The sequence below is a fragment of the Amycolatopsis eburnea genome (assembly GCF_003937945.1).
In the GTDB taxonomy this organism is placed as follows: domain Bacteria; phylum Actinomycetota; class Actinomycetes; order Mycobacteriales; family Pseudonocardiaceae; genus Amycolatopsis; species Amycolatopsis eburnea.
Map to the genome: position 1 here is coordinate 248535 of NZ_RSEC01000060.1, position 25529 is coordinate 274063.

Genomic DNA, 25529 nt, shown 5'->3' on the forward strand with positions numbered 1-25529 from the left:
CGCGCTTAGAGTCGCGACGGTGACCACCGAGCTGCCCGTCCTCGCCCCGCCCCGGGTCGCCCACCGCGGCCGCGGGACCACGCTCGTCCTGCTCGCCGCCCTGTCCTTCAGCACGTCGGGCACGCTGGGCAAGTCCGCGATGGCCGCCGGGATCAGCCCGCAGCAGGTGGCCTCGATGCGCATCGCGCTGGCCGGGCTGGTGCTGCTGGCGGGCGTGGCGCTGGTGGCGCCGCGGAAGCTGCGGGTGCGCCGTGCCGAGCTGCCGGTGCTGGCCGGGTACGGCCTGCTCGGCGTCGCCGGCGTGCAGCTGCTCTACTTCGTCGCAGCGGGCCGGATCCCGGTCGGCATCGCGATCCTGCTGGAGTTCGTCTCCCCCGTGCTCATCGCGCTGTGGGTGCGGTTCGTGCGGCGGCACCGGCTGCCGCGGTCGGTGTGGGGCGGCATCGCGCTGGCGATGATCGGGTTGTCGCTGGTCGCGCAGGTCTGGCAGGGCGTGACGCTCAACGGCCTCGGCCTGCTCGCCGGCTTCGGCGCGGCGCTGTGCTCGGCCGGGTACTTCCTGCTCGGCGAGCGCGCGGTGGCCGACATCGACCCGCTGGGCCTGGTGACCTGGGGCATGGTGATCGGCGCGGTCGCGATCGGCGTCGTCGCGCCGCCGTGGACGTGGCCGGTCGGGCTGCTCGGCACCGACGTCGCGTTCGGCGCGTGGCACCCGCCGGTGTGGCTGCTGATCACCCTGCTGGTGCTGGTGGCGACCGTGCTGGCCTACGTCTTCGGGATCTCGTCGCTGCGGCACCTCCCGGCGTCGGTGGCGAGCGTGCTGGGGCTGGTCGAGCCGGTGATCGTCACGGTCACGGCGTGGGCGCTGCTCGGCGAGGAGCTCACCTGGCTCCAGCTGCTCGGCTCGGCGATCCTGCTCGGCGGCGCGTACCTGGTGCAGCGGAAGGCCGAGGTCCTCACGAGCTGAGTTCTTCACGAAGTGCCGTCGAAGTGCGACAATCCCCCACCGTGACGACGAAGTCCGGGCTGCGGCCCGATCTGCGCCAGCGGCACGTGCGGATGATCGCCCTCGGCGGCATCATCGGCGCGAGCCTGTTCATCGGCAGCGGCGCGGTGATCCACACCGTGGGCCCGGCGGCCGTACTCTCCTACGCGCTGGGCGGGCTGCTCGTCGTGCTCGTGATGCGGATGCTCGGCGAGATGGCCACGGCCGCGCCGTCGCTGGGCTCGTTCATGGAGTACGCGCGCGACGCCCTCGGCGGCTGGGCGGGCTTCACGATCGGCTGGCTGTACTGGTACTTCTGGGTCGGCGTGGTCGCGTTCGAGGCGGTCGCCGGCGCGAAGATCCTGCAGGGCTGGATCCCCGGCGTGCCGCAGTGGGTGTTCTCCCTGGCGCTGATGCTCCTGCTGACGGCGACGAACCTGGCGTCGGCGCGGTCGTTCGGCGAGACGGAGTTCTGGCTGGCGTCGGTCAAGGTCGCGACGATCGTGGTGTTCCTGGTGCTGGGCCTGCTGTTCGTGCTGGGGCTCTGGCCGGGTGGGCACTTCTCGGTCGGCAACATCGGCCTGGACGGTTTCGTGCCCCACGGCGGCTTTTCGGTCGTGCACGGCGTGGTGATCGTGATCTTTTCCTACTTCGGCGCGGAAATCGTGACGATCGCGGCCGCGGAGTCCGACCAGCCGGAGACGGCGGTCCGCAAGGCGACGTCGACGATCGTCTGGCGCGTGATCGTGTTCTACGTGGGTTCGGTGACCCTGCTGGTGATGATCACGCCGTGGCGCGAAATCCCCAGCGAGACCAGCCCGTTCGCGGCGGCGTTCGGCCGCTTCGGCGTCCCGGCGGCATCGACGATCGTGAGCGCGGTCGTCCTGACGGCGGCGCTGTCGGTGCTGAATTCGGGGCTGTACACGGCATCCCGGATGCTGTTCGCGCTGCGCCGCCACGGCTGGGCCCCGGCGTGGATCTCGGACACGAACGCGCGCGGCGTCCCGTGGAAGGCGATCCTGGCGTCCACTTCGGTCGGTTACGTGGCGGTGGTGATGAGCTACGTGTCCCCGGACAAGATCTTCTACTTCATCATCAACTCGGCGGGCGCGGTGGCATTGTTCGTGTACGCCATCATCTGCGGCTCGCAGCTGCGGATGCGGCGCACGCTGGAGGCGTCGTCACCGGAGAAGCTGAAGCTGCGGATGTGGGGTTATCCGTGGCTGAGCTGGGTGACGTTGGCGCTGACGCTGGCGGTGGTGGCGTCGATGCTGTTCGTGGACGAAGACGCGCGCTCGCAGCTGTACCTGAGCCTGATCAGCCTGGCGGTGATCCTGGGCGTGTACGCGCTCATCCGCCGGCGATCCGGCTCAGCGCCCCGAAGAACACGTCCGTGATCTTCGCCGGGTCCGGCGTCACGAACGCCTGGCCGCCGGTCGCGGCCGTGATCTGGTCGAGTTCCGGCTTGTCCGCGTCCGGGCCGATGCCCACGCCGATCAGCGGGATGGGGCGGCGGGGGTCCTGGAGTTTCGCCAGCTCGGCCAGCAGGTCCGCGCGGCTGATGCTGTGCGGGTCCTCGTTGCGGCCGTCGGTCATCACGATCACCAGGTTGAGCCGGCCGGGCTCCCACTCGCGGCGGGCGGTGCGGTAGGTGTCCAGAACGCTGTCGTACAGCCCGGTTCCGCCGTCGGCGGTCGCCGTCAGCTGCGCGAGCTTGTCCGGCGCGCCGCTGGCCAGGTGCTGGGCCACCGAGGCCATCGGGAGGATCTCGCGGTAGTCCTTGTCGCCGTCGAGCTTGGTGGAGAACGCCAGCATGCGCAGCTGCGTCGCCGGTTTGAACAGGCGCAACGCCTTCTGCGTCGCCTCGACCGTCAGCTGCATGCGGTTCAGCGCCGTGCCGGGCACCTGCGCGTTCATCGAGCCGGACACGTCGATCAGCACCTGCACGCGCGCGCTCAGGTTGATGCCCGCCCACTGGTTGAGCAGCTCGTCGACGACGCCGGCCTGCGGCAGGTTCATCACCTGGATGCCCGTCGGCGACACGCGCGGGTCGTCGGTGTGGTCGCGCAGCGCCTGCCCGCCCGCCGCGCGCAGGCCCGTCTTCGCGATCGCGTCGGAGCCGGGGCCGCCGAGCAGGGCCTCCCGCAACGCGTCGACGATCGGGCGCTGCTGCGGGGTGACGCCGCTCAGCTCCGCGAACGGGTAGTCCAAAGTGGGCACCGCGGTCGAGTAGACGGCGACGAGCGGCGCCGACGTGTCCTCGATGTTGTGGCGCAGCAAGGAGTTCTCCGACGTCGGGAACGCCGTGACCGCGGCCGTGCCGCTGCCGTCGCTCGAGCCCGGCAGCCGCGCGATCAGGTCCGTCTCGGCGCCGAGCGTGTTGACCGAGAACCGCCGCAGCAGCGCGACGTACGCGGCCGAAGGTTCGGGCGCCGCCTTGACGCTGTCGCGCAGGCCCAGCAACGCCAGCGCGCCGACCGGGTCGCGCGCCGGGTCGGGCATCCCCGGCACGACGCCGGGCGCGGCCAGCACGTCCGCCCACGTGGGTGCGCGGTCGGGCCAGCCGAGGCCCTTGGCGACGTCCGCGGCGACACCGAGCACCACCGGGGAGCTGGCGACCGACGCCCCGGTTTCGGGCACGTCGGCGGCCCCGAGCTGGTGCGCGCGGCGCAGGGCGAGCGTGGAATCGGGCACCCACACCTGCGGGCGCGGGCTGCCGTCGGACAGCGCGAGCCGCTCGGCGGCCTGCGTCGCCTCCCTGGTCTGGACCTCGACCGCGCCGCACGGCAGGTCCAGCCCCCGCGCGACGATCGTCAACGCGGGCGCGATGTCCGCGGACGCGGTCACGAGGACGTTCACGGGGTGCTCGCACGCGGGCTTCCGGTTGACGACCGCCACGGTCACCCAGGCCGCGGCTCCCAGCACGGCCACGAGCCCGATCGCGAGCACGGGCACCAGCAGCTGGCGTCGGCCATCCGGCGAATGACGTCCCATCGGCGCGGCCTCTCTGCGCGAGGCGAGGTGGGGATCAAGGTTATCCCGCGGCAAAGCGGCGTCTCGTGGTCCAGACGGCGTAACAGCCCCTAGGGGAAGCCTCATCCCCAGGAGGGACCCGGTCCGTCCCGCAGCGGGATGTCCCGGCCCGCGGCAGCCGAAACACTGGTGCCCATGAAGCCGACACGTGCCGAACAGCGCCGGGCCCGCCGCGCGCTCCTCCGCCAGAGCGTCGTCGTGGCCCTCGCACTGATAGTGATCAAGCTGGAACGCTAAGCAACAACCGGCCGCGCCTCATCCCAGTAGGAGTCGATCTCACCGGCGAACTGTGCGTACCAGCGTCCGTCTGCGGAAGCGAGGCAGATCCACGGTTTGTCGTACGACTCACCCTTGAACGTGTAGTGCTTGAGGCAAATAGATCCATTTTCGGAGCGGTAATCGGCAGCGACGACACCGTACGGAAATGGAACCTGCGAGAGCCGCACTTCAACGCCATCGGCTGACGACAGAGCACGCAGCGTCAAGAAGTCATAACAGGAGTTCTCGATCAACGCGACTTCGCGGTCACGTGAAAAGTGCCGCCTCGATCGCACGACTGCGTGGTCGAGGGCCGTTCCCTCGGGGTCGTACAGCATGACTCGAAGTCGCTTACCCGCCTGCACGTAGTCTTTCAGTTCCGCCTCATAGCGGCCGAATGTCCGCGAAAGATCTACTCCGGCAAGCATCACCAGGCTCGAGTTCTTCAACGCCGACGGAAGATCCAGAACGGGCTCGTCCTGAAACTTCGCTCTCGCACCGATATCAGCCAGCCTGTCCAAGCCGGCTTGAACAGCGATCCGCTGCTCGATGAGGGCAAACCCGGTCAACCCCAGTGCCGTGACCGTGAGCGTCGAAACAAGCCGCTGGGATCCGACGTCCAGAATCGCGAGTACCACGGCGACGGTGCTGACGACCAGGACAAGGTACAGCTCGACATGGCGGCCTCGCCGAATCGAGTCCCAGATCCTCGAAAACACACCGACCCCCGTCCAGGCGAGTCTTCAAGGGTAGATGGAGCGGGAAGCAACCTTCACCGCCGTTACCCAAGCGGAACCGATGTGGTGAAACGCGGAACGCCTCCGCACTCCGGCTGGAGGCGAAGGCGTTCCGCGCGAAGGACTCAGACCGGGATGACCGTCGGGACGATCATCGGGCGGCGGCGGTAGGTGTCCGCCACCCAGCGGCCCACGACCCGGCGGACCGCCTGGGCGATGCGGTGGGTGTCGGTGATGCCTTCCGCCTCGGTGCGCGCCAGCTCCATCTCCACCAGCGGCACGACGGCGTCGAGGGCCTTCGGGTCGTCCGAGAAGCCGCGGCCGGCGACCGTCGGGCTGCTGACCGCGCGGCCGGTGTTCGAGTCGACCGCGACGTTGATCGCGATGAACCCGCCCTCGCCGAGGACCAGGCGGTCCGACAGCGTCGACTCGCCGACGTCGCCGACCGACAGGCCGTCGACGTAGACGTGGCCGACCTCGACGCGGCCGGTGCGCGACGCCTTGCCGTCCACGAGGTCGACGACCACGCCGTCTTCGGCGATGACCACGTTCTCCGCGGCCACGCCGGTGCGGACGGCCAGCTCACCGTTGGCGCGCAGGTGCTTCCACTCGCCGTGGACCGGCATCACGTTGCTCGGGCGCACGGCGTTGTACAGGTAGAGCAGCTCGCCCGCCGACGCGTGGCCGGAGACGTGCACCTTCGCGTTGCCCTGGTGGACGACGTTCGCGCCGAGCCGGGTCAGGCCGTTGACCACGCCGAACACCGCGGTCTCGTTGCCCGGGATCATCGAGCTGGCCAGCACGACCGTGTCGCCCGCGCGGATGGAGATCTGGCGGTGCTCGCCGCGCGCCATCCGCGACAGGGCCGAGAGCGGCTCGCCCTGGGAGCCCGTCGAGACGAACAGGACCTTGCTCTCGGGCAGGGTGCTCGCCTGGTCGAGGTCGACCAGCAGGCCGTCCGGCACGTTGAGCAGGCCGAGGTCGGCGGCGATCCCCATGTTGCGGACCATCGAGCGGCCGACGAACGCGATCCGGCGGCCGTGCCGGTGCGCGGCGTCCAGGACCTGCTGTACGCGGTGCACGTGGCTGGCGAAGCAGGCCACGATCACGCGCTGGTCCACGCGGCGGATGACGTCGTCGAGCACCGGGCCGATGTCGCGCTCGGGCATGACGAACCCGGGCACCTCGGCGTTGGTCGAGTCGACGCAGAACAGGTCGACGCCCTCGTCGCCGAGCCGGGAGAAGCCGGCCAGGTCGGTCAGGCGCCCGTCCAGCGGGAGCTGGTCGAGCTTGATGTCGCCGGTGTGCAGCACCACGCCCGCCGGGGTGCGGATGGCCACCGCCAGCGCGTCCGGGATGGAGTGGTTGACCGCGAAGAACTCGAGGTTGAACACGCCGACGTCGCGGCGCTCGCCCTCGCGGACCTCGATCAGCTTCGGCCGCTGCCGGTGCTCCTTGGCCTTGGCCGCGAGCAGCGCGTTGGTGAACCGCGAGCCGTAGATCGGCAGGTCCGGCCGCAGGCGCAGGAGGAACGGGACGGCACCGATGTGGTCCTCGTGCCCGTGGGTGAGCACCAGCCCCTCGATGTCGTCGAGGCGGTCCTCAATCGCGCGGAAGTCGGGCAGGATCAGGTCGACGCCGGGCTGGTCGTCCTCGGGGAAGAGCACCCCGCAGTCGACGATGAGCAGCCGGCCGCCGAATTCGAAGACGGTCATGTTGCGCCCGACCTCGCCGATGCCGCCCAGCGCGACGACGCGCAGGGCTCCCTCGGGGAGTGCGGGCGGGGCGTTCGTGGGGCCTGGACCTGGGGGAAGTGAGCTCACCGAGGCAGGGTCCCAACGCTGGTGTGCGAGGTCGGCGCCACGTAGGCGGCCCGCGAGTCTGCTTGTGCCACCCGCTCACCATGCCAGTCCTGGGCCGCCGTGTCGCCCAGCGGCACGCCGCCCTGGGCCAGATCGGCGGCGATCGCGGCCACCTGCTCGTCGGTGGCCGGGGCGATCGGCAGCCGCGGGTGGCCGATGTCGAACCCGCGCAGCCGCAGCGCCGCCTTGCTGAACGCGACCCCGCCGACCCGCGACATCGCGCGCAGCACCGGCAGCATGGCGCGGTGGTTGGTGCGCGCGGTGGAGGTGTCGCCGTTCTCGTAGGCGTCGATCATCGCGCGGATCCGGCCCGCGACGACGTGACCGATCACACTCACCACGCCGGTGCCGCCGACGGAGATCCACGGCAGGTTCAGGCCGTCGTCGCCCGAGTAGTAGGCGAGGTGGGTGTTCGCGATGACCTCGGAGCCGGCGATGAGGTCGCCCTTGGCGTCCTTGACCGCGACGATCCGCGGGTGCTCGGCCAGCCGCAGCAGCGTGTCGACCTCGATCGGGACGACCGAGCGCGGCGGGATGTCGTAGAGCATCACCGGCAGCCCGCTGCTGTCGGCGACGGTGGTGAAGTGCGCGTACAGCCCGGCCTGGCTCGGCCGCGAGTAGTACGGGGTGACGACGAGGAGCCCGTGCGCGCCGGCCGCTTCGGCCTGCTTCGCCTGCTCGATGCTGTGCGCCGTGTTGTTGGTGCCCGCGCCGGCCACGACGGTCGCGCGGTCGCCGACGGCCTCGACCACGGCGCGGATCAGCTGCTGCTTCTCGTCGTCGGTCGTGGTCGGGCTCTCGCCGGTCGTGCCGTTGACGACGAGGCCGTCGTTCCCCAGCTCCACGAGGTGCTCGGCCAGCTCCTGCGCCCGCTTCAGGTCCAGCGCCCCGTCGGCGTCGAAGGGGGTGGCCATCGCGGTGAGCACGCGCCCGAACGGCCGTCCGGGCGCTGCGGTAGGTGGGTTGGACATGCCCAGACGGTACCCCGTCCCGCCGACGAAAACCGCGCCGACCTGGCCTCCTCGGCGAAGTGCGGAGGATTTCCCGGGCGTGGCCGCTCGTCGCGGAACTTCTACTTGACCTTGGTCACGATCGGCGCCGTGATCGGCCCGCCGTCGGCACGGGTCAGCAGGCAGTAGAACTCGCGGGTGGGGTCTTCGCCGCTCTTGGCGGGCGAACTCTCCCAGGCCGCCTGGGTCGGCACGAGCGCGCGGAAGGTGAGGTCCTGCCGCTTCGCCTCGGGCACGATCGACGAGCGGAACGCGGTCGCGCACGCGGCCTCGGCGCTCGCCGTCACCGCGCCCTGCCCCGGGTAGGCGGCGACCTTGGCGTCGTCGGAGTTCCAGTTCTCGATCGACAGGACCCGGCCGATCTCGTAGACCTCCAGCGTGTGGCTCTTGTCGCAGTCGGTCTTGTTGTCGTCGTCGCTGATGATCGAGCCGTCCTGCACCGGGGTGTTGAAGCACCGGTAGTAGCCGCCGATGGCCGTGCGGAGCTGGCCGTTGAGCCCGTACGTCATGGTCGGCTGCTTCTGCCGGTCGACGGCGGGCGTCTCGTACGCCTTGCCCGCGAAGAAGCCGCCGACCAGGGCGCCGACGACGAGCAGCGCGGCGAGCGAGAGCCACAGCGCGCGGAGGTTCCGCTTCGGCTCCGGCTTCGCGGCCGTCATCGTCGCCGGGGCGCCCAGCATCGCGGTGCCGTTCGGCGGGGTCGGGCGGACGCCCTGCGCCGTGGCCAGGAGGTTCTGCGCCTGGGCGGCGGAGAGCCGCGCGTCGGGGTTGGCGACGAGCAGGCCGAGGATGGCGGCGGCGATCGGGCCCTGGCCGCGGGTCAGGTACGGGATCTCGGTCATGATCGCGTGCAGCGTCGCTGCCGTGGTCGCGCGCTCGAACGGCATCGAGCCTTCGACGGCGTAGAACAGCGTCGCGCCGAGGGACCACAGGTCGGACGCGGGCAGCGCTTCGCGGCCTTCGACGCGCTCGGGCGCCATGAACGCGGGCGAGCCGACGATCATGCCGCTGGTGGTCAGCCGCGGGTCGTCGATGGCGTGGGCGATGCCGAAGTCGGTCAGCTTCACGCGGCCGTCCGGCGCGACCAGGATGTTGGCCGGCTTGACGTCGCGGTGCACGATGCCCGCGGCGTGCGCGGCCTGTAGCGCGGCGAGCACCCGCTCCCCCAGCCGCGCGGCCTGCGCGGCGGGCATCGGGCCCCGCTGCCGCACGAGGTCGGCCAGCGACGGCGCTTCGACGAGCTCCATCACGATGAACGTGGTCCCGCCGTCGGTGACGACGTCGTAGACCGTGACGACCGCCGGGTCGTTGAGCCGCCCGCCGGTGCGCACCTCGCGCAGCGCGCGCTCGGAGAAGACGGCGGCGGACTCGGCGTCCGGCAGCCGCAGCTCCTTGACGGCGACCTGCCGCCCGATGACCTGGTCCTGCGCCCGCCACACGACACCCATGCCGCCGCGGCCGAGTTCACCGAGGAGGAGGTAGCGGCCGGCGACGACCCGCTGACCAGGCGTGACGGGCGCCTGGGGTGGGTACGGCCGGGTCTGTTCGTCGGTCACGGTGCTCCTTTTGGCGGCGGTCGCGCAGATGCTAGTCGGACCGCTCCGGAGCGTGCGGGGTTCCGCGCAATTGTGACTCAGCGGTGTGTTTCGCCGCGGTACGGGATCCATCGGTAACCCGGCGCGAAGTCGCTGAACTCGGCGCGCTCGCCAGTGGCGGCCCAGATGTCCTCGCTGACCACGAGCCCGGCGAACCGCGTCAGGTCCTTTTCGGCCACCAGCTCGGCGTACGTGCGGAACTCGTCGGTCTCGACGCCGGCGAGCGCGTAGCGGTAGACCGGCGGAGCGGTCCGCAGGAGCCAGTAGAGCTGCCGCCCGGCCGCGGTCATGGCCGCGGCCTCCGCGGCGGACCCGATCCCCCGCTCGCTGAGGCCTTCGGGCGCGATGCTGCACCACCAGGCGCCTTCGGAGGAGAAGACGCGGGAGGACCGGCCTTCGAAATGGCGGGCGAGGTCGCGGGCGTGGGTTTCCCGTTCGCCGCACTCCGCGTTGAGGGCGTAGATGTAGGCCATTCGCTCAGCCGGTGACAGTCAGGTAGATCAGGACCAGGTTCAGCGCGATGATGATCGCCGCGATCACGCACGCCGCCACCGTGGTCAGGCGCCGGTTGACGTCCGCGCCCATGAGCGTGCGGTCGGCCGTCAGGCGGATCAGCGGCACCAGCGCGAACGGGATCCCGAACGACAGCACCACCTGGGACACGACCAGCGCGGCGCTCGGGTCGGCGCCCAGCGCCAGCACCACGATCGCCGGGGTCAGCGTGACCAGGCGGCGCAGCACCAGTGGGATCCGCTTGTGCAGCAGGCCCTGCATGATCATCGCGCCCGCGTACGCGCCGACCGACGTCGAGGCCAGGCCGGAGGCCAGCAGGCCGATCGCGAACAGCAGCGCGATGCCGGGGCCGAGTGCCCCCGCCACCGCGGTGTGCGCGCCTTCGATGCTGTCCACGCCCTCCTGGCCCTGCAGGTTCGTCGCGGCCAGCAGGAGCATGCCGAGGTTCACCGCGCCGGCCAGGAGCATCGCCAGGCCGACGTCGGCGCGGGTCGCGCGCAGCAGCCGGCGGCGGGTGAGGCCGTCCGGGCGGCCGTGGCGGTCGCGGACCAGGCCGGAGTGCAGGTAGACCGCGTGCGGCATGACCGTGGCGCCGAGCATCGCGGCCGCGATCAGGACGCTGCCCGCACCGTCGAACTTCGGGACCAGGCCGCCGAGGGTGTCCGCCGCCGACGGCGGTTCGACGAACAGGCTCGCCAGGAAGCCGACGGCGATGACCAGCAGCAGGCCGGTCACGACCCGTTCGAACGTCCGCTGGCCGCCGCGGTCCTGGACCGCCAGCAGCGTCAGCGAAACCGCGCCGGTGATCAGGCCGCCGACGATGAGCGGCAGGTCGAACAGCAGGTTGAGGGCGATCGCCCCGCCGACCACCTCGGCCAGGTCGGTGGCGATGGCGACGACCTCGGCCTGCGCCCAGTAGGCCAGCCGCGCGGACCGGGGCAGCCGGGCGCGCAGGGCCTCCGGCAGCGACATCCCGCTGACCAGCCCCAGCTTCGCCGACAGGTACTGCACCAGCACGGCCATCAGGTTCGCCGCGACGATCACCCAGACCAGCAGGTAGCCGTAGCGGGCGCCGGCGCTGATGTTGGAGGCGACGTTCCCGGGGTCGACGTACGCGATCGCGGCGACGAACGCCGGCCCGAGCAGGGCCGATCCCGTGCGCAGGCGGGAGGCCAGTCTCGGCCGCACGGCCTCGCTCACTGCCATGGCGTCTGCCTCTCAGCCGGATGTCGGGGACCCCAAATCGAAGTTTAGGCGTGCCGAACTTTCGATTTCAAGGGTGACGGTGCCCACCGTCACGCCGGGGTTACCCCGCGATCACCCGCCGAAAAGTCAGGTCAAGGCGACTTCGTGGCCGGATTCGCGCAGCGCCTTCACCGCGTGGTCGAGGTCGGCGGCGCGGACGAGGATGTGGTCGGTGTCGAACGTCGACATCGAGAACAGCGCCACGCCGGCCGCGGCCAGCTCCGAGGCCAGCGCGGCGATGATGCCGGTCAGCGTGAACTCCAGCGGGCCGCGCACGGACAGCAGCCGCCAGCCGTCCTCCGCCGCCGTGCTGCCGCCCGGCTCGCGACCGGCCGGGCAGATCACCGACAGCTCGTCGGGGGTGCGGGTCACCGAGACGAAGGCTTCGCCGGGCGCCAGCAGCTCGGCGGGCACCGGGGCGTCCGCGGGCAGCCGGACGACGGCGTACTCACCGGGCCGGACGTCGATCGCGAGTCGTTTCATCAGCCTTCGAACACCTTCGGGCTCGTGGCGATCTCGGTGCCGTCCGGCAGCGTCGAGATCGTGAAGTCCGCGAAGACGTTCGCGGCGGCTTTCTGCAGCTGGCGCAGGCATTCGACGGCGAGCTCCCGGATCTCGACGTCGGCGTGCTCGGTCGCGCGCATGGCGACGAAGTGGCGCCAGGCCCGGTAGTTGCCGGTGACGACGATGCGCGTCTCGGTCGCGTTCGGCAGCACGGCCCGCGCGGCCTGGCGGGCCTGCTTGCGGCGCAGCGTCGCGCTCGGGACGTCGGCGAACTTCTCCTCCAGGCCGGCGAGCAGCTCGGTGTAGGCGTCGACGCTCGCCTGCGTCGCGGCGAGGAACTTCTCGTGCAGGACCGGGTCGTTCGCGATCACGTCCGGTTCGACGACGGCGGCGGCGCGCTCGGGGACGTAGCGCTGCGAGAGCTGGGAGTAGGAGAAGTGGCGGTGGCGGATCAGCTCGTGCGTCAGCGACCGGGAGATGCCGGTGATGTAGAAGGTGACCGTGCCGTGCTCCAGCACCGACAGGTGCCCGACGTCCATGATGTGCTCGAGGTAGCCGGCGTTGGTCGCGGTGGCGGGGTTCGGCTTCTGCCACGACTGGTAGCAGGCCCGGCCGGCGAACTCGGCCAGCGCCTCGCCGCCGTCGGCGTCGGTCGACCACGGGACGTCCTCGGGCGGGAAGAACTCCGTTTTCGCGATCAGCTGCACCCTGGGTGACACGGTTTCGGTCACGTCAGCACTCCTTGTCCACGACTCCCCCGGCAGCCTATCCGCTTCCTTGACTGACACCACCGATGACGTCATAGTGGTGTCATGGACCTGACGCCGTACATCGCCAACCTTCGCGAGGACCTCGCGAACACGGCTGCCGCCGGGGACGAGCAGACCCGGCGAGCGGCCGCGCTGCTGTCCTCCGCACTCGAACCCGCCGTCCGGCTGACGCTGATGAACGCCCTCGCCGACCTCGCTGCCGAGGTCACGGCCGCCTTGCCGGGCCAGGTCGTCGACGTGCGGCTCGACGGGCGCGACGTCCGCGTGGTCGTCACCGGCGCCGCCGAAGAGCCGACACCACGCACGACACCACGTGACACCACACCGCCACCACCACCGATCGACGGCGGCGACATCAGCCGCATCACGCTGCGCCTGGTCGAGCAGATCAAGGGCCAGGCCGAGCGCGCCGCGGCGGCGCAGGGGGTCTCGCTGAACACGTTCGTTTCCCAGGCGGTGCAGGGCGCGCTCGGCGGCGCCCACAAGCAGCACCACGGCAAGGACGACCGGTCCGGGTCGCGCCTGCACGGCTGGGTCGAAGGCTGAGGGGGCCGAAAAATGAGTGAAGAGCAGACGACACCGGCCGGCGAGCTGGTGCGGATCGACGACTTCGAGACCGAGGTCCCGCTGGAGCTCGACGTCAGCGTGACGATCGGCCGCGTCGAGGTGGTCCTGGAAGGGACCTCGGGCGCGCGGGTGGAGCTGCGGCACGACCAGGGCGAGCAGCAGCCGTGGGTGGCGGGGGTGAACAACCTGCTGTCGTGGGTCGGCGAGCGCTTCGGCGACCAGCTGGGCGTCGACCCGGCGGCCTCCCCCGCCGAAGCGGTGCGGCAGAGCCGGATCGAGAAGCTCGGCAACCGCCTGGTCGTCCAGGCACCGAAGGCGTGGCAGCTGCGGAACGTGGCGCTGGCGGTGAAGGTGCACGCGCCGGCCGGCTCGCACGTGGAGGTGCGCGCGGGCGCCGCGGATGTGACGGTGACCGGTTCGGCCGGCCGAGTCGACCTGCTGACGGGCTCGGGCGAGGTCAAGCTCGACCGCGCGGACGGCTCGGCCACGATCCGCACCGGCAGCGGCGCCATCACCCTCGGCCCGACGCTGGCCGGGCTCCAGCTCCGCAGCGGCAGCGGCAGCGTCGAGGCGTCCTCGGTGGCCGGCTCGGCGACGCTGGCGACGGGAACGGGCAACGTCTGGCTGGGCGCGGTTTCGGGCGAGGTGATGGCCCGCACCGGCAGCGGCGACCTGTCGGTCGCGGACGCGGCGTCGGGGTCGCTGGACCTGATCACGGGCTCGGGCGAGGTGCGGGTCGGGATCCGCGGCGGCACCGCGGCCGAGATCGACCTGACTTCCAGCGGGGGCCGGGTTTCCAGCGAGCTGGACGTGCTGGAGGCGGCGCCCGAGGGTGAAGTGAAGTTGCGGGTGCGAGCCCGGACGGGCTCCGGCAACGCCGTGGTGACGCGCGCAGCCGGCTGAGTAAGGGGGAGACGGGCCGTTCCCGGCGGGGGTGCCGGGGACGGCCCGTCTTGCGTCCTCTGTGGACGCTCAGGCCTGTCCGGTCAGCAGGGCGATGAGGCTGTGCGGCGTCTTCTCGCCGAAGCACAGCTCGAAGTCGCGCGCCGCCTCCGCCGCTTCGGCCGCGCTGCGGGGGAACAGCGCCGCCTCGTATTCGGCCAGGGCGGCCTCCGGGTCGTCCGGGTGGGCGGCGATCGCGCGGCCCAGTTCGGCGGCGTCCTGCATCGCGAGGTTGGCGCCTTCGCCGTTCGGGACCGACAGGTGGGCCGCGTCGCCCAGGAGCGTCACCCCCGGGGTGCGCGGCCAGCGGTGGCCGGGCGGCAGGGTGGTGATCGGGCGCAGCACCGGCGGGGTCTCGCCGTCGGTGATCAAGGCCGTCAGTTCCGGCGCCCAGCCCTCGAACTCACCCGCGACCTGCGCCCTGGCCGCCGCCTCGTCGGTGAAGTCGGTGAACCAGTCCCGCGGCTTGGACAGCACCACGTACGTGTGGAGCGTGCCGCCGGCTTCGCGGTGGGCCTGGATGCCCTTGCCCGGCTCCGGGACGAACAGCGCTCCTCCCCCGGCCGCCTTCGCGGTCGCCGGGTGGCGGGTGTCGGCGTCGAACAGGAACGTCTCGACGAACGACGTGCCGACGTACTCCGGGACCGCGCCGGACACCAGCGGGCGGACGCGGGACCACGCGCCGTCCGCGCCGACCAGCAGGCCGGTGACCGCCGTCGTGCCGTCGGCGAACGTCAGCTCGTGGCGCCCGCCGCCCAGCGAGCGGGCGCCCGTCACCTTGTGGCCCCAGCGGACGGTGCCCGCGGGCAGCGAGTCCAGCAGGAGCCGGCGCAGCGCGCCGCGCTGGACCTCGGGACGGCTGCCGGTGCCATCGTCCGGCTCGTCGAGCAGGACCTTCCCCGTCCGGTCCAGCACGCGCGTCGCTTCGGCGCCTTCGACGATCAGGGCGCGGAAGCCGTCGGTCAGCCCGGCCGCCTCGAGCGCGAGCTGGCCGTTGTGTTCGTGGATGTCGAGCATCCCGCCCTGCGTACGCGCCGAAGGCGAGCTCTCCGCTTCGTAGACCGTGACCGGGACGTCGTGGACGTGCAGCACGCGCGCGAGCGTGAGGCCGCCGAGCCCGGCGCCGACGATCACCACGGGTTCGGACATGGCGACTCCTTTCGTTGGAATGTCGTTCCATTATTGGAACGTCATTCCAAACATGTCAAGATGAGGCATGGCACAGCGGCGCGCAGTGGCCCTCTCGCGGGCGCAGATCATCGGGACGGCGGTCGAGCTGCTCGACACCGACGGCGAGAGCGGGTTGACGTTCCGGGCGCTGACCGAGCGCCTCGCCACCGGCCCCGGGGCGATCTACTGGCACGTGGCGAACAAGGGCGAGCTGCTCGACGCCGCGACCGGCGCGGTGGTCGCGGACGCGCTGGCCGCCGAGCGAGCCGCGGGATCACCCCGGGACGAGGTCCGCGCCGTCGCGCTCGGCCTCTTCGACGCGATCGAGAAGCACCCGTGGCTCGCACCACAGCTCTCGGCGCAGCTGTCGCGCGGCCCGTCGGGCCCGGTGACGCCGAAGATCTTCGAGAGCATCGGACGGCACGTCCGCGACCTGGGCGTCCCGAAGGGCAGCTGGTTCACGGCGACTTCGGCGCTGGTGCACTACGTCCTCGGCGCCGCCGGCCAGAACGCCGCGAACGCGCGCGTCGTGACGAGCGGCAAGGACCGCAGCGAGTTCCTCGACGCCGTCTCGGCCGCTTGGGCGGGACTCGACGCCGAGGAGTACCCGTTCATGCGGGAGGTCGCCGCCGAAGTGCGCGACCACGACGACCGCGAGCAGTTCCTGGCGGGCGTCGACCTCATCCTCACCGGGATCGGCGCGGTGCACTCACTGCCCTAGCCGGTGCTGGTTGTCCCAGCGGATCTCGTCCCACCGCGGTTCCCGGACGATCGTGCGGTCGGTGTTGTGGAACGCCAGGACGCCGTTCAGGAAGAGGGTGCCGTCGAAGCCCTTGAAGTCGCCCCCGTAAGCGGCCTCGCGGAGCCGGATCTCGGCCTGCCCCGGCTCGAAGGCACGCGTCCGGGGCCATCCCCCGTAGAGGATCGGCAGGTAGGGCACTTCCACGCGGTTGGCCAGCAGCAGGTCCAACGGCCGGCGCAGTCCCGGATCCGAGCGAACCACCACGACGAAGTCGTCGTCCGACTCCGCGATCGACGACAGGCGGAGCCACAGGGTGTGCAGCAGCTCCTCGCCCAGCTCGGCCAGGGCCGCGGGAGCGACCTGCTTCACGAGGGCGCGCACCTCGTCGACGTCTTCCGCCATCGGCCCCGCGCTGGGCACTTCGCCGGAATGGCCCTCGAGCGTCCACACCACCGAGAGAGGACCGAATTCCTGCCGCAGCCCGGAGGGCGAAAGCCGGTCCTCGGGCCGCAAGCGGAACCTGCCCCGGCCGGGGCCGCCGGGGGTGATCCAGACCTGCGCGGGACGCGTCAACCGCTGCTCCGTGCCGAACCCCTCGGGCCGGATCAGCTCGACGTGGGGCCGCACGCCGCCCGAGAGCGCGGCCGGTTCGGCGAGCAGGCTGAGGGCGAGCGGCACCACCTCGCCCGCGGCGGTGATGATCTCGCGGCCCTTCTCCTCGACCTCTCGTTCGCGACGCGCCGAGCGGCGGCCCCGGCTCGGGAGCCCGGCCTGCTCGCGGGCACGGTCGTACGCCGCCGGGCCGACGAGCGGCAATGCGTCCATCAGCGCCTCGAACGCGGCGCGGTTGACCTCGCCCCACGCCGTGCGTGCCGCGTCCGGCCACCCGAGAGCCACGAAGCACAGGGCGACGTACCGCTCGGCCACTGCCTCCTGCAGCGGCGACCGGGCCGCCGCCGCGGCTTCGCGGAAGAGGTCGCGCGCCCGCGTCCATTCCGCCTGGCGTGCCTCGGCCGGCGCCGTCACGAGGTCGCGCAGCGTGCGCTGACCGGCGGCGAGCGCGGTCGTGTAGCGCTGGTCCAGCAGTTCGTCCAGCTGCCGGCCGAGCCCGGCCAGCTGGGTACTCAGCCTGTCCTCGCTGGCCGTCACCGCGCCGAGCAGCTCCGCGGCCAGCCCGCCGAGGTCGTCGTCCCCGGTGAGGGCACCGACGAGCTGGGTCACCCCGTACTTCGCCGCGATCACCGAGATCGCCGTCAACGGCTCCACTCACCACACCCCCCAGTCGTCGTCAGCGAACCAGCTTCGCCAGCGGCTTGGCGAGATCGCCGCGAGTGCCGACCGCCACGCCGGACAGGCCGAGCCACTCCGCCATGTGCCGCAGCTCCCCCGCCAGTTCCGGCAGCACGCGCGCCTTGTCCGCGCCCTCTTCGGCGAACGCGCCCTGGACCCGCAGGACGCCCGCCGCGCGATCGGACTTCAGGTCCACCCGCGCGACCAGTTCGCCGTCGAGCAGGAACGGGAACACGTAGTAGCCGTAGACGCGCTTCGGCTCCGGGACGTAGATCTCGATCCGGTAGCGGAACCCGAAGAGCCGCTCGGTGCGGGCGCGTTCCCAGATCAGCGGGTCGAACGGGCACAGCAGCGCCCGGCCGGTCACCGCACGCGGCGTGCGGGCCTCGGCGTGCCGGTACGCCACCGCCTTCCAGCCGCGGACCGAAACCGGCTCCAGGACACCGGATTCGACCAGCTCCGCCACCGCCTGGCGGGCCGGGGCCGGGCCGAGGCGGTAGTAGTCGCGCAGGTCGGTCTCCGTCGCGACGCCCAGTGCGCGCGCCGACCGCTCGATCAGGCCGCGCGCGCCCTCCTCCGCCGAGACCGTGCGCGCCAGGACGTCCGGCGGGACCACCCGTTCGGTCAGGTCGTACAGCCGCTCGAACGACCGGCGCGTGCCCGTGGTCAGCTGGCCGATGCCGAACAGGTACTCGCAGACCCGCTTGACCTCCGAGCGCTCCCACCACGAGCCGGGGCCGCGCCGCTGCGCGTCCGCCTCGACCTCGCGCTCGATGCCGCCCGCGCCGATCGGGCCGAGTTCCTTGACCACCGAAAGGATCTCGTCGACCAGCCCCGGCGACTTCTCGATCAGCGGGCCGTAGTGCCGCCACCAGCCGTCCCGCTTCGCGCCCGACCGGATCAGCGGCCAGTCTTCGATGGGCAGCAGGCTCGCCTCGTGCGCCCAGGTCTCGACCATCAGCCGTGGCCGGCGCGCCGTGTGCGACCACGCCGCCGCGTCCAGCAGCGCGGGTTCGTAGGCGCCCAGCCGGGAGAAGACCGGCATGTAGTGCGCCCGGACCGCGACGTTCACCGAGTCCAGCTGCAGCAGCTGGACGCGCGAAAGCACGCGTTTCAGGTGCCGCCGGGACGGCTCGCCGGAGGGACGCGGGTCGGTGAAGCCCTGTGCGGCCAGGAAGGTCTTCCGGGCCGTCGGGACGCTGATCGTTCGCATGGTGAGGTCATGGTGCCAGCCACCACCGACAAAAACGGCACCGCTATCTTGACGACCTATGAGCGACGCCGCCGTCCGCCCCGCCGACCTGTCCGACGCCGCGGAGATCGCCCGCATCCAGCGCGAAACCTGGCACGCCGCCTACGAAGACCTGCTGGGCAAGCAGGCGCTCGCCGAACTGGACGCCGCCGACCTCGTGGGGACGTGGACCGAGACCATCGACTACCCGGGCAGCCTCGTCTACGTCGCCACCGAAGGCGAGTACACGGTCGGGTTCTGCGTCGCCGGCCGCGCGCCCGAGGGCGAGGTCGCCGCCGCGGACGGCAGCCTGCCCGACGACGCGGGCGCCACCGGCCTGATCGCCACGCTGCTCGTCGAGCCGCGGTGGGGACGCCGCGGCCACGCCGGCCGGCTACTCGCGACGGCCGCCGCGGGCCTGCGGACCGACGGCGCCGCCCGCGGCATCGCCTGGGTCGCCCAGGGCGACCACGCCAGCCTCGGCTTCTACCGCCGGGCCGGCTGGAACCCCGACGGCACGGTCCGCACCCTCGACACCGGCGAGCGCCTGCTCCGCGAGGTCCGGCTCACCGGCACCCTCGAGCTGTCCCTGACCTGAGTCGCGGAAGATCACCCAGCGCATCACGGCGTACATGAACACGCCTTCGCAGGCGCCCGCGAGCAGCCGCGAGACGTGGTATTCGACGCCCAGCGCCGTCAGGCCCGCGCCCACACCCAGCAAAAACGCGGCGTAATTGACGGCGATCGCCACGACGTACCCCACGAGCTGCATTCCGACGGCGGCGTGGGAATGGAAGTTGAACGTCCGGTTCAGCACGAAGCTGAGCCCGAACGCGCAGCCGTACGCGACCGTGATCGCCAGCCAGACGGGCCAGCCGAGCACGCTCCGGAAAACGGTCAGCAACCCGAGGTCGACGCCGAACGTCAGACCGTTGATGAGGCAGAAGCCGAGAAACGTCGGAGCCACGACGCGCGACAGACCCAGCGGGAGTATCCGGACGACGGCCCGGCACAGGGCGCCGAAGCGGTCAACGGGCGTACGGGGTTGCTCGGCGGCCACCTCGTCAGCGTTCCAGCGGGAGGTGACCGGGAGCCGTCCGGCAGGTGATCTTCTGGTGCGGGCCACCGGGCGAAGACGGGGGCTAACCCCCGTGTTTCCAGGTTTCGAACTGATAACGTGAAGAACGCGAGCGATTTTCGGGAGGTGACACGATGAGCTGGATCCTGCTGACGCTGGGCGTCGCGTTCGGTTCGGCCATCGTGCCGCTGATCAACGCCGAAGTGTTCTTGATCGGGTTGTGCGCGAGCCAGCCGGGCCTGCACTGGCTGTGGCTCGGGGCGGCGGTCGCGGTCGGGCAGATCGCCGGGAAGACGCTCTACTACCTCGCCGCGCGGGGGACGATCAAGCTGCCGAAGCCGTTGCACGACCGGCTGCACCGCGAGCGGCCGATGACGCCGCGGCGGGTGCGGTGGCAGTTGCGGACGAAGCGGGTGCGGGGGTGGGTCGAGCGGCTGCGGGAGCGGTGCCACCGGCATCCGCACTGGATGGCCGGGACGTACGGGGTCAGTTCGCTCGTCGGGTTGCCGCCGTTCATGGCGACCAGTGTGCTGGCGGGGCTGGTGCGGATGCGGTTGGCGACGTTCTTGACCACGGGGCTGGCCGGAAGGTGGATCCGGTTCAGTTTGATAGCGGCTTCACCTGCGGTGTTCGCTGGGTGGTTGCATCACTGAGCAAGTTGAGCCGGTTCGAAGGTTGACTCGCTTCAGTTTCTTAGCTGGTTCAGTTTCTTAGCCACTGCGGGTTTACCGCTGCGGGCGGCCCACTGCACGGCCACCGCGCCGCCGACCGCGATGGCGAACGCCCAGCCGCCGATCGGCTCGGCCAGCACCGCGACCAGGAAGCAGAAGGCGGCGAAGCCGCGGAGCCCGCGTAGTACGCCGCGCATGGTTGCCAGCGCCGCTCTCGGACCGCCTTGGGCCAGGGCGAAGGCCGCCACGACGCTCGTCCCGGTCGGGAACGGAGCCAGCACACCGGTGAGCCCCGGCCCCAGCCGCCCGGCGGCGGCGGTGAGTGCCAGGACGAGTCCGGCTGTCGCGAACGCTCGAGCCGGAAGGTCCCACCACGGCGGGCTCACTCGGCCGGACGCGCGCAGGCTTGACGCCGACGCTTCGCCTCGCCCAGGCAAAGCCGCCTCGCCCAACGCGGGCAAGCTCCCCGAGCCAGTCCCCCTCGAGCCCTCCGGCACCAGCCGCGTTCCCGCCCAAGCCGCCGCCAGAGCCATCCCCAGCGCGGCCCACACCGGCACCGGCGCGAACGACAACGCGAGATCCAGCGCCAGACACCCCAGCCACCCCACCACCACCGTTCCCAGCCCGCGCACCCGCCCGACCCGGGCGAACACCACGGCGAACGCCGCCAACGACACCAGCCCCAGCAACGACGCCGAAGCGGCCCGCGCCGCGAAGGCCGGGCCGTGCTCTAGGTGCGTGATCAGCAGGATCGGGCCCGCCACCACCGGCATCGCCACCAGCAACCCGGTCACCCCCGGCCCCCAGCGGCGCCCGGCCAACGACGAAGCGACCACCAGCAACGGTGCCAGGACGAGCTTCAAGACCAGCGTCACTGGGTCCAGTCCGCCGGGCTCAGCGACGCCGCCACCCGCACGAACCCGCGGACCAGCGGACCTCCGCCGGACTTCGGCCACGCCACCACCAGGTCACTCGGCGGGCGGTCCGCCACCGGGATGACCGTCAACCCCGGCGGCAGCGGCTGGCCGACCGGGGCGAACGCCGAGATCCCGTTCCACAGCACCGCCTGCAGGCACTCCTGGATCGTCCGCACGACCGGACCGCCGGGGACGCCGCTCGTCCAGTACGCCGCCCACGTCGGGTCGGTGCCGTCCGGGAGGCGGATCCAGCGGCGGCCGGACAGGTCCGATGTGGACACCGATGGCCGGGCGGCCAGGGGGTCGTCGGTGCGCAGGACGACGCCGGTGTGGACCCGGCGCAGGACGTGGACGCTGATTCCCTTGCCCTCGAACGGGGTCCGGGTCAGTGCGACGTCGACCAGGCCCGTGCGCAGGCCCGCCGTCGGGTCGGCGAGGTCGGTCTCGTGGACGCGGACGTCGACGTGCGGGTGGCGGTCGCGGAACAGCGCGACCAGGCGGGCGCCGGCGTGCTCGGCGGTGTCCGCCAGGGTGCCGACCGTCAGGGTCGCCGCACCCGCCGCCGCGGTGACGTGGTCGGGGATCCGGTCCGCCCGGGCCAGCAGCGCGACCGCTTCGTCGTAGAGCACCGCGCCCGCCGCGGTGAGCGTGACGCCCTTCGGCGTGCGCTCGAACAGCGTCGCGCCCAGCTCGTCTTCCAGCCCGCGCACCGCACGGCTCAGCGGCGGCTGCGCCATGTGCAGGCGCCCCGCCGCGCGGCCGACGTGCCGCTCCTCGGCCACCGCGATGAAGTACCGGAGCACGCGCAAGTCCATACTCCCACGGTATCGAGCCGACGCAGCCGGTCTTGGACGCGCGCCGCCGCGCGCGCCGATGATCGAGGGCATGGACCTCAGGATCGGATGCTTCCGCTACGACACCACCAGCCTGCTGTTCGGAACCGCCACCGTGGAAACGGCCGACACGCTGCCGGAGATCTTCGAACGGCTCATCCGCGGCAACGAGTTCGACGTCGCCGAACTCGGCCTCACGTTCTACCTGCGCCTGCTCGAAGAAGGCACGCCCTTCGTGGCGCTGCCGATCTTCCCCAACCGGGTGTTCCGGCACTCCTGCGTCTTCGTCAACACCCACGCCGGTATCACCGGACCGGGTGACCTCACCGGCCGGACCATCGGCGAGTTCGGGACCTACGGCCAGGACTCGGGCGTCTGGGCCAAGGGCATCCTGATGGACGAGCACGGCTTCCGGCCCGAGGCGAACCGCTGGGTGATCGGCGGGCTGGAACGGCCGTCGGCGCCCTTCGGCTTCATCCCGCACCCGCACCCGCCCGCCCTCGACGTCACCACCGCCGGCGACGGGAAAACGCTGAACGACATGCTCGACACCGGCGAGCTGGACGCGCTGTTCTCCGCCAACGTCCCGCAGTGCGTGCTGGACGGCTCCCCGAACGTCGCCCGCCTGTTCCCGGACTTCCCCGCGCGGGAACGCGAATACCACCGCCGCACCGGGATCTTCCCGATCATGCACACGATCGTCGTCCGGCGGGAGCTCCTGCGGGCCGACCCCGGCCTGGCCCGCCGCGTCTACGCCGAGTTCGAAGCCGCGAAGGACGCCGCCGCGGCGCGCTACCGGCGGAACCGGCGGCTCTACCAGGTGCAGACCATGGTCCCCTGGGCCAACGCGCTGGTCGACGAAACCCTCGCCGGGTTCGGCGAAGACTGGTGGCCCTACGGGATTTCCGCCAACCGCGCGACGCTCGAGACGTACCTCAGGTACCACCACGAGCAGGGCCTGTCGTCCCGGCGCTGGCGGCTCGAAGAGGTCTTCGCGCCGGAGCTACTCGGTACCTGAGCGCTCGGCGGCTTCCAGCTCCACGGCGGTCTTCATCGTCTCGCGCGCCCGGCGCCGGTCGCCGGCGATGTCGTAGGCGTACGCGAGCTTGTACCAGGCCCGCCAGTTCTCCTGGTCCGCCTCGACCTCGGCGCGGCGCTCGGCGAACCACGCGTCGGCCGCGTCGCGGTCCACCCGGCCCGAGGGCCGCCGGGGCAGGTCGGAGACGTCGGGGAGCGCGCCCTCGGCGTCCAGGCGGCGCGAAAGGCGCTGGATCTGCAGGCCGTTGCGCCAGGTCACGACGACGACCCAGATGCCGAGGACCGGCAGCAGCAGGACGCCGGCGCCGAGCGCGATGCCCACGCCCGTCCCCGTGGCGAACAGCGCGAACGCGCGGTCCGCCAGCAGGAAAAGGTAGACGACCAGCGCCGCCGTCAGCAGCAGCGCCACATTGCGGGCCCTCACAGGTCGAGGACGTTTTCCAGGCCGACCGTCAGGCCGGGGCGGTTCAGCACCTCGCGGACGCCGAGCAGCACACCCGGCATGAACGACGTCCGGTCGAGGGAGTCGTGGCGGATGGTCAGGGTCTCCCCCTCGCCGCCGAACAGGATCTCCTCGTGCGCGACCAGGCCCGGCAGGCGGACCGAGTGGACGCGGACCTCCTCGACCGAAGCGCCGCGGGCACCGTCCAGCTCGGACGTCGTCGCGTCCGGGCCCGGCGTCACGCCCGCCTCGGCCCGCGCGGCGGCGATCATCCGGGCGGTGTGCGCGGCGGTGCCGGACGGCGCGTCGGCCTTGCGGTTGTGGTGCAGCTCGATGATCTCCGCCGACGCGTAGAACTTCGCCGCCTGAGCCGCGAACCGCATCGCCAGAACCGCGCCAAGGGCGAAGTTCGGCGCGATCAGCACGCCCAGCGCGGGCTTCGGCTCCAAGAGGGAACGCAGCGAAGCCAGCCGCTCTTCGCTGAAGCCCGTGGTGCCGACGACCGCGTGGATGTCGTGCTCGACCAGGTGCTCCAGGTTGCCCATGACGGTGTCGGGGTGGGTGAAGTCCACGACCACCTGCGCGTCGGCGAGCGCCGAGAAGTCGTCACCGGCGTCCAGCGCCGCGACGAGCTTCATGTCCGAAGCCCCTTCGACCGCCTTCACCACCGTCGCGCCCATGCGGCCCCGGGCACCGAGCACACCGACGTTGATGGTCATGAAGCGATCACCTCGTGCAGGTCGTCAGGAAGGTCGTCGGCGTGAGCGTACGGCCCGACGACCGCCGCCGCCGAGACCCCGCCCGGGCGCGCGAACAAAGTGCGAGCGAGCGCACACACGTCCTCGGTGGTCACCGCGTCGATGCGCGCGATCGTGTCGTCGACGCCCAGGTAGCGGCCGTAGTTGAGCTCGGTCTTGCCGATCCGCGACATCCGCGACGACGTGTCCTCCAGGCCCAGCACCAGCCCGCCGCGCAGCTGGCCCTTGGCGCGGGCCACCTCGGCGTCGGTCAGGCCGTCGACGCCGACCTTGTCGAGCAGCTCGCGGATGACGCCGGCGACGTCGCCGAGCTTTTCCGGCTGGCAGCCCGCGTACACGGCCATGTGGCCGGTGTCGGCGTAGCTCGCCACCGACGAGTACACCTGGTAGGCCAGCCCGCGCTGCTCCCGGATCTCCTGGAACAGCCGCGAGCTCATGCCGCCGCCGAGCGCCGCGTTGAGCACCGACAGCGCGAAGCGGCGTTCATCGTGGCGCGACAGCGACCGCAGGCCCAGCATGACGTGCGCCTGCTCGGTGTCGTCGGTGTGCAGCGCCAGCTTCGGCGGGGTCTTGATCCGGGCCCGGCCTTCGCGCGGCGGGACCGGCGTCGCCGTGCCGTTCAGGCGGTCCTTCAGCGCCTTGCGCACCAGGCGCAGCACCTGGTTGTGGTCGATGTTCCCGGCCACGGCCAGCACCATCCGCGGCAGCGTGTACCGGCGCTTGTAGAAGTTCCGCAGCGCGGACGGCGACATCCCGATGATCGACTTCTCGGTGCCGAGCACCGGGCGGCCGAGCGCGTGGTCGCCGAGGATCGCGCTGACGAACGTCTCGTGCAGCAGGTCTTCGGGGTCGTCGTCGCGCATCGAAATCTCTTCGAGGACGACGCTGCGCTCCATGTCCATGTCGCGGTCGGTGCACAGCGCCTCGAACACGACGTCGGTGACCAGGTCCACGGCCAGCGGGAGGTCGGCGTCGAGCACCTGCGCGTAGTAGCAGGTGTGTTCCTTCGCCGTGAAGGCGTTGAACTCGCCGCCGACCGCGTCGATCTCCTCGGCGATCTGCGTGGCGTCGCGGTTCTTCGTGCCCTTGAACAGCAGGTGCTCGAGGTAGTGCGCGGCGCCGGCGACGGCCACCGGCTCGTCGCGGGAGCCGATGCCGACCCACAGCCCGACCGTGGCCGAGCGGGACGCCGGGACGTGCTCGGTGATCACCCGCAGGCCGCCGGGCAGCACGCTGCGCTTGACGACCGCACCGTCCGGGGTGGACTCGAGCGTGCGGGTGGTGCCGACGGGCTGTTCGTGCCCGGAAACCTGCCGTGCCATGGGTTCCTTACTTCAC

25 protein-coding genes and 1 pseudogene are annotated in these 25529 nt (G+C 71.8%); 8 read left to right on the forward strand and 18 right to left on the reverse strand.

Translation table 11 applies throughout. The features are described from left to right. Nucleotides 1–19: 19 nt before the first annotated feature. Entirely contained in the window at nt 20–967 is a 948-nt protein-coding gene (locus EIY87_RS36690) for an EamA family transporter (protein WP_125314557.1), read from the forward strand. A 41-nt stretch (nt 968–1008) separates the two neighbouring features. Next, nucleotides 1009–2382 (forward strand): amino acid permease, encoded by a 1374-nt coding sequence (locus EIY87_RS36695; RefSeq protein ID WP_125314558.1) that lies wholly within the window; start codon nt 1009–1011, stop codon nt 2380–2382. Here EIY87_RS36695 and EIY87_RS36700 read toward each other — a convergent pair. The 9 genes from EIY87_RS36700 to thyX all read right to left on the reverse strand — a co-directional run bounded on the left by EIY87_RS36700 (nt 2336) and on the right by thyX (nt 12473). Next, nucleotides 2336–3979: a substrate-binding domain-containing protein gene (locus EIY87_RS36700; RefSeq protein WP_191984401.1), complete on the reverse strand. Its 1644-nt coding sequence runs from the start codon at nt 3977–3979 to the stop codon at nt 2336–2338. The genes EIY87_RS36695 and EIY87_RS36700 overlap by 47 nt on opposite strands. A 272-nt stretch (nt 3980–4251) precedes the next feature. After that, nucleotides 4252–4995, reverse strand: coding sequence for a hypothetical protein (locus EIY87_RS36705; RefSeq protein ID WP_125314559.1), 744 nt, complete (start codon nt 4993–4995; stop codon nt 4252–4254). A gap of 143 nt (nt 4996–5138) precedes the next feature. After that, nucleotides 5139–6836: a ribonuclease J gene (locus tag EIY87_RS36710; RefSeq protein ID WP_191984402.1), complete on the reverse strand. Its 1698-nt coding sequence runs from the start codon at nt 6834–6836 to the stop codon at nt 5139–5141. After that, nucleotides 6833–7846, reverse strand: coding sequence for a 4-hydroxy-tetrahydrodipicolinate synthase (gene dapA / locus EIY87_RS36715; RefSeq protein WP_125314560.1), 1014 nt, complete (start codon nt 7844–7846; stop codon nt 6833–6835). The genes EIY87_RS36710 and dapA overlap by 4 nt, the downstream gene beginning before the upstream one ends. A gap of 101 nt (nt 7847–7947) precedes the next feature. Next, on the reverse strand, nt 7948–9441 hold the full coding sequence (locus tag EIY87_RS36720) for a serine/threonine-protein kinase (RefSeq protein ID WP_125314561.1): 1494 nt from the start codon (nt 9439–9441) through the stop codon (nt 7948–7950). A 77-nt stretch (nt 9442–9518) separates the two neighbouring features. Beyond that, nucleotides 9519–9953, reverse strand: a complete 435-nt coding sequence (locus tag EIY87_RS36725; protein ID WP_125314562.1) for a hypothetical protein — start codon at nt 9951–9953, stop codon at nt 9519–9521. A 4-nt stretch (nt 9954–9957) separates the two neighbouring features. Next, entirely contained in the window at nt 9958–11199 is a 1242-nt protein-coding gene (locus tag EIY87_RS36730) for an Nramp family divalent metal transporter (protein WP_191984403.1), read from the reverse strand. Nucleotides 11200–11325: 126 nt separating this feature from the next. Beyond that, complete coding sequence (locus EIY87_RS36735) at nt 11326–11721, reverse strand: ACT domain-containing protein (RefSeq protein ID WP_125314563.1); 396 nt, start codon at nt 11719–11721, stop codon at nt 11326–11328. Then, nucleotides 11721–12473 (reverse strand): FAD-dependent thymidylate synthase, encoded by a 753-nt coding sequence (gene thyX / locus EIY87_RS36740; RefSeq protein ID WP_125314564.1) that lies wholly within the window; start codon nt 12471–12473, stop codon nt 11721–11723. The genes EIY87_RS36735 and thyX overlap by 1 nt, the downstream gene beginning before the upstream one ends. Before the next feature lie 81 nt (nt 12474–12554). On the opposite strand from thyX, the gene EIY87_RS36745 reads away from it, so the two are divergent. Together EIY87_RS36745 and EIY87_RS36750 are read left to right on the forward strand one after the other, a co-directional pair. Continuing rightward, entirely contained in the window at nt 12555–13058 is a 504-nt protein-coding gene (locus EIY87_RS36745; protein WP_125314565.1) for a toxin-antitoxin system HicB family antitoxin, read from the forward strand. Between the two features lie 12 nt (nt 13059–13070). Next, on the forward strand, nt 13071–13982 hold the full coding sequence (locus EIY87_RS36750) for a DUF4097 family beta strand repeat-containing protein (RefSeq protein WP_125314566.1): 912 nt from the start codon (nt 13071–13073) through the stop codon (nt 13980–13982). Nucleotides 13983–14051: 69 nt separating this feature from the next. Here EIY87_RS36750 and EIY87_RS36755 read toward each other — a convergent pair whose 3' ends face one another. Continuing rightward, complete coding sequence (locus EIY87_RS36755) at nt 14052–15170, reverse strand: FAD-dependent oxidoreductase (RefSeq protein WP_125314567.1); 1119 nt, start codon at nt 15168–15170, stop codon at nt 14052–14054. Nucleotides 15171–15237: 67 nt separating this feature from the next. Between EIY87_RS36755 and EIY87_RS36760 the strand changes: the two genes are divergently transcribed. After that, nucleotides 15238–15912, forward strand: coding sequence for a TetR/AcrR family transcriptional regulator (locus EIY87_RS36760; RefSeq protein ID WP_125314568.1), 675 nt, complete (start codon nt 15238–15240; stop codon nt 15910–15912). Here EIY87_RS36760 and EIY87_RS36765 read toward each other — a convergent pair. Continuing rightward, complete coding sequence (locus EIY87_RS36765; protein ID WP_125314569.1) at nt 15901–17199, reverse strand: hypothetical protein; 1299 nt, start codon at nt 17197–17199, stop codon at nt 15901–15903. The two genes, EIY87_RS36760 and EIY87_RS36765, sit on opposite strands and share 12 nt — an antisense overlap. Nucleotides 17200–17221: 22 nt before the next feature. Beyond that, a complete protein-coding gene (locus EIY87_RS36770; protein ID WP_125314570.1) occupies nt 17222–18436 on the reverse strand; it encodes a winged helix-turn-helix domain-containing protein in 1215 nt (404 codons plus the stop codon). A 58-nt stretch (nt 18437–18494) separates the two neighbouring features. Here EIY87_RS36770 and EIY87_RS36775 point away from each other — a divergent pair, with 58 nt between their 5' ends. Further along, complete coding sequence (locus tag EIY87_RS36775; protein ID WP_125314571.1) at nt 18495–19052, forward strand: GNAT family N-acetyltransferase; 558 nt, start codon at nt 18495–18497, stop codon at nt 19050–19052. A gap of 66 nt (nt 19053–19118) precedes the next feature. On the opposite strand, the pseudogene EIY87_RS48675 reads toward EIY87_RS36775, so the two are convergent. Then, a pseudogene (locus tag EIY87_RS48675) lies at nt 19119–19580 on the reverse strand (GtrA family protein); the annotation flags it as partial. A gap of 86 nt (nt 19581–19666) precedes the next feature. Here EIY87_RS48675 and EIY87_RS36785 point away from each other — a divergent pair. Further along, entirely contained in the window at nt 19667–20185 is a 519-nt protein-coding gene (locus EIY87_RS36785) for a YqaA family protein (protein WP_125314572.1), read from the forward strand. A gap of 32 nt (nt 20186–20217) precedes the next feature. Here EIY87_RS36785 and EIY87_RS36790 read toward each other — a convergent pair whose 3' ends face one another. Next, complete coding sequence (locus EIY87_RS36790) at nt 20218–21078, reverse strand: hypothetical protein (RefSeq protein ID WP_125314573.1); 861 nt, start codon at nt 21076–21078, stop codon at nt 20218–20220. After that, nucleotides 21075–21935, reverse strand: a complete 861-nt coding sequence (locus EIY87_RS36795) for a LysR family transcriptional regulator (RefSeq protein ID WP_125314574.1) — start codon at nt 21933–21935, stop codon at nt 21075–21077. The genes EIY87_RS36790 and EIY87_RS36795 overlap by 4 nt, the downstream gene beginning before the upstream one ends. A 70-nt stretch (nt 21936–22005) precedes the next feature. Here EIY87_RS36795 and EIY87_RS36800 point away from each other — a divergent pair, with 70 nt between their 5' ends. Continuing rightward, nucleotides 22006–22971 carry a substrate-binding domain-containing protein gene (locus tag EIY87_RS36800; RefSeq protein WP_225440276.1) on the forward strand — a complete coding sequence of 322 codons (966 nt, stop codon included), beginning with the start codon at nt 22006–22008 and terminating at the stop codon, nt 22969–22971. Here EIY87_RS36800 and EIY87_RS36805 read toward each other — a convergent pair. Genes EIY87_RS36805 through EIY87_RS36815 form a run of 3 tightly spaced genes read right to left on the reverse strand, consistent with a single transcriptional unit; the run spans nt 22957 to nt 25513 of the window. Continuing rightward, nucleotides 22957–23415 carry a hypothetical protein gene (locus EIY87_RS36805; RefSeq protein WP_163046708.1) on the reverse strand — a complete coding sequence of 153 codons (459 nt, stop codon included), beginning with the start codon at nt 23413–23415 and terminating at the stop codon, nt 22957–22959. The genes EIY87_RS36800 and EIY87_RS36805 overlap by 15 nt on opposite strands. Next, the gene (dapB, locus tag EIY87_RS36810; RefSeq protein WP_125314576.1) at nt 23412–24152 is read right to left on the reverse strand and encodes a 4-hydroxy-tetrahydrodipicolinate reductase; all 741 of its coding nucleotides are present in this window, start codon (nt 24150–24152) and stop codon (nt 23412–23414) included. The genes EIY87_RS36805 and dapB overlap by 4 nt, the downstream gene beginning before the upstream one ends. After that, on the reverse strand, nt 24149–25513 hold the full coding sequence (locus EIY87_RS36815) for a M16 family metallopeptidase (protein WP_125314577.1): 1365 nt from the start codon (nt 25511–25513) through the stop codon (nt 24149–24151). The genes dapB and EIY87_RS36815 overlap by 4 nt, the downstream gene beginning before the upstream one ends. Between the last annotated feature and the right edge of the window lie 16 nt (nt 25514–25529).

Bases quoted from the DNA above. Each gene is read 5' to 3' on its own strand.
- EIY87_RS36700 (WP_191984401.1), bottom strand. From the start codon at position 3,979: ATGGGACGTCATTCGCCGGATGGCCGACGCCAGCTGCTGGTGCCCGTG.
- dapA (WP_125314560.1), bottom strand. From the start codon at position 7,846: ATGTCCAACCCACCTACCGCAGCGCCCGGACGGCCGTTCGGGCGCGTG.
- EIY87_RS36725 (WP_125314562.1), bottom strand. From the start codon at position 9,953: ATGGCCTACATCTACGCCCTCAACGCGGAGTGCGGCGAACGGGAAACC.
- EIY87_RS36730 (WP_191984403.1), bottom strand. From the start codon at position 11,199: ATGGCAGTGAGCGAGGCCGTGCGGCCGAGACTGGCCTCCCGCCTGCGC.
- EIY87_RS36735 (WP_125314563.1), bottom strand. From the start codon at position 11,721: ATGAAACGACTCGCGATCGACGTCCGGCCCGGTGAGTACGCCGTCGTC.
- EIY87_RS36745 (WP_125314565.1), top strand. From the start codon at position 12,555: ATGGACCTGACGCCGTACATCGCCAACCTTCGCGAGGACCTCGCGAAC.
- EIY87_RS36750 (WP_125314566.1), top strand. From the start codon at position 13,071: ATGAGTGAAGAGCAGACGACACCGGCCGGCGAGCTGGTGCGGATCGAC.
- EIY87_RS36755 (WP_125314567.1), bottom strand. From the start codon at position 15,170: ATGTCCGAACCCGTGGTGATCGTCGGCGCCGGGCTCGGCGGCCTCACG.
- EIY87_RS36760 (WP_125314568.1), top strand. From the start codon at position 15,238: ATGGCACAGCGGCGCGCAGTGGCCCTCTCGCGGGCGCAGATCATCGGG.
- EIY87_RS36770 (WP_125314570.1), bottom strand. From the start codon at position 18,436: ATGCGAACGATCAGCGTCCCGACGGCCCGGAAGACCTTCCTGGCCGCA.
- EIY87_RS36775 (WP_125314571.1), top strand. From the start codon at position 18,495: ATGAGCGACGCCGCCGTCCGCCCCGCCGACCTGTCCGACGCCGCGGAG.
- EIY87_RS36785 (WP_125314572.1), top strand. From the start codon at position 19,667: ATGAGCTGGATCCTGCTGACGCTGGGCGTCGCGTTCGGTTCGGCCATC.
- EIY87_RS36795 (WP_125314574.1), bottom strand. From the start codon at position 21,935: ATGGACTTGCGCGTGCTCCGGTACTTCATCGCGGTGGCCGAGGAGCGG.
- EIY87_RS36800 (WP_225440276.1), top strand. From the start codon at position 22,006: ATGGACCTCAGGATCGGATGCTTCCGCTACGACACCACCAGCCTGCTG.
- dapB (WP_125314576.1), bottom strand. From the start codon at position 24,152: ATGACCATCAACGTCGGTGTGCTCGGTGCCCGGGGCCGCATGGGCGCG.
- EIY87_RS36815 (WP_125314577.1), bottom strand. From the start codon at position 25,513: ATGGCACGGCAGGTTTCCGGGCACGAACAGCCCGTCGGCACCACCCGC.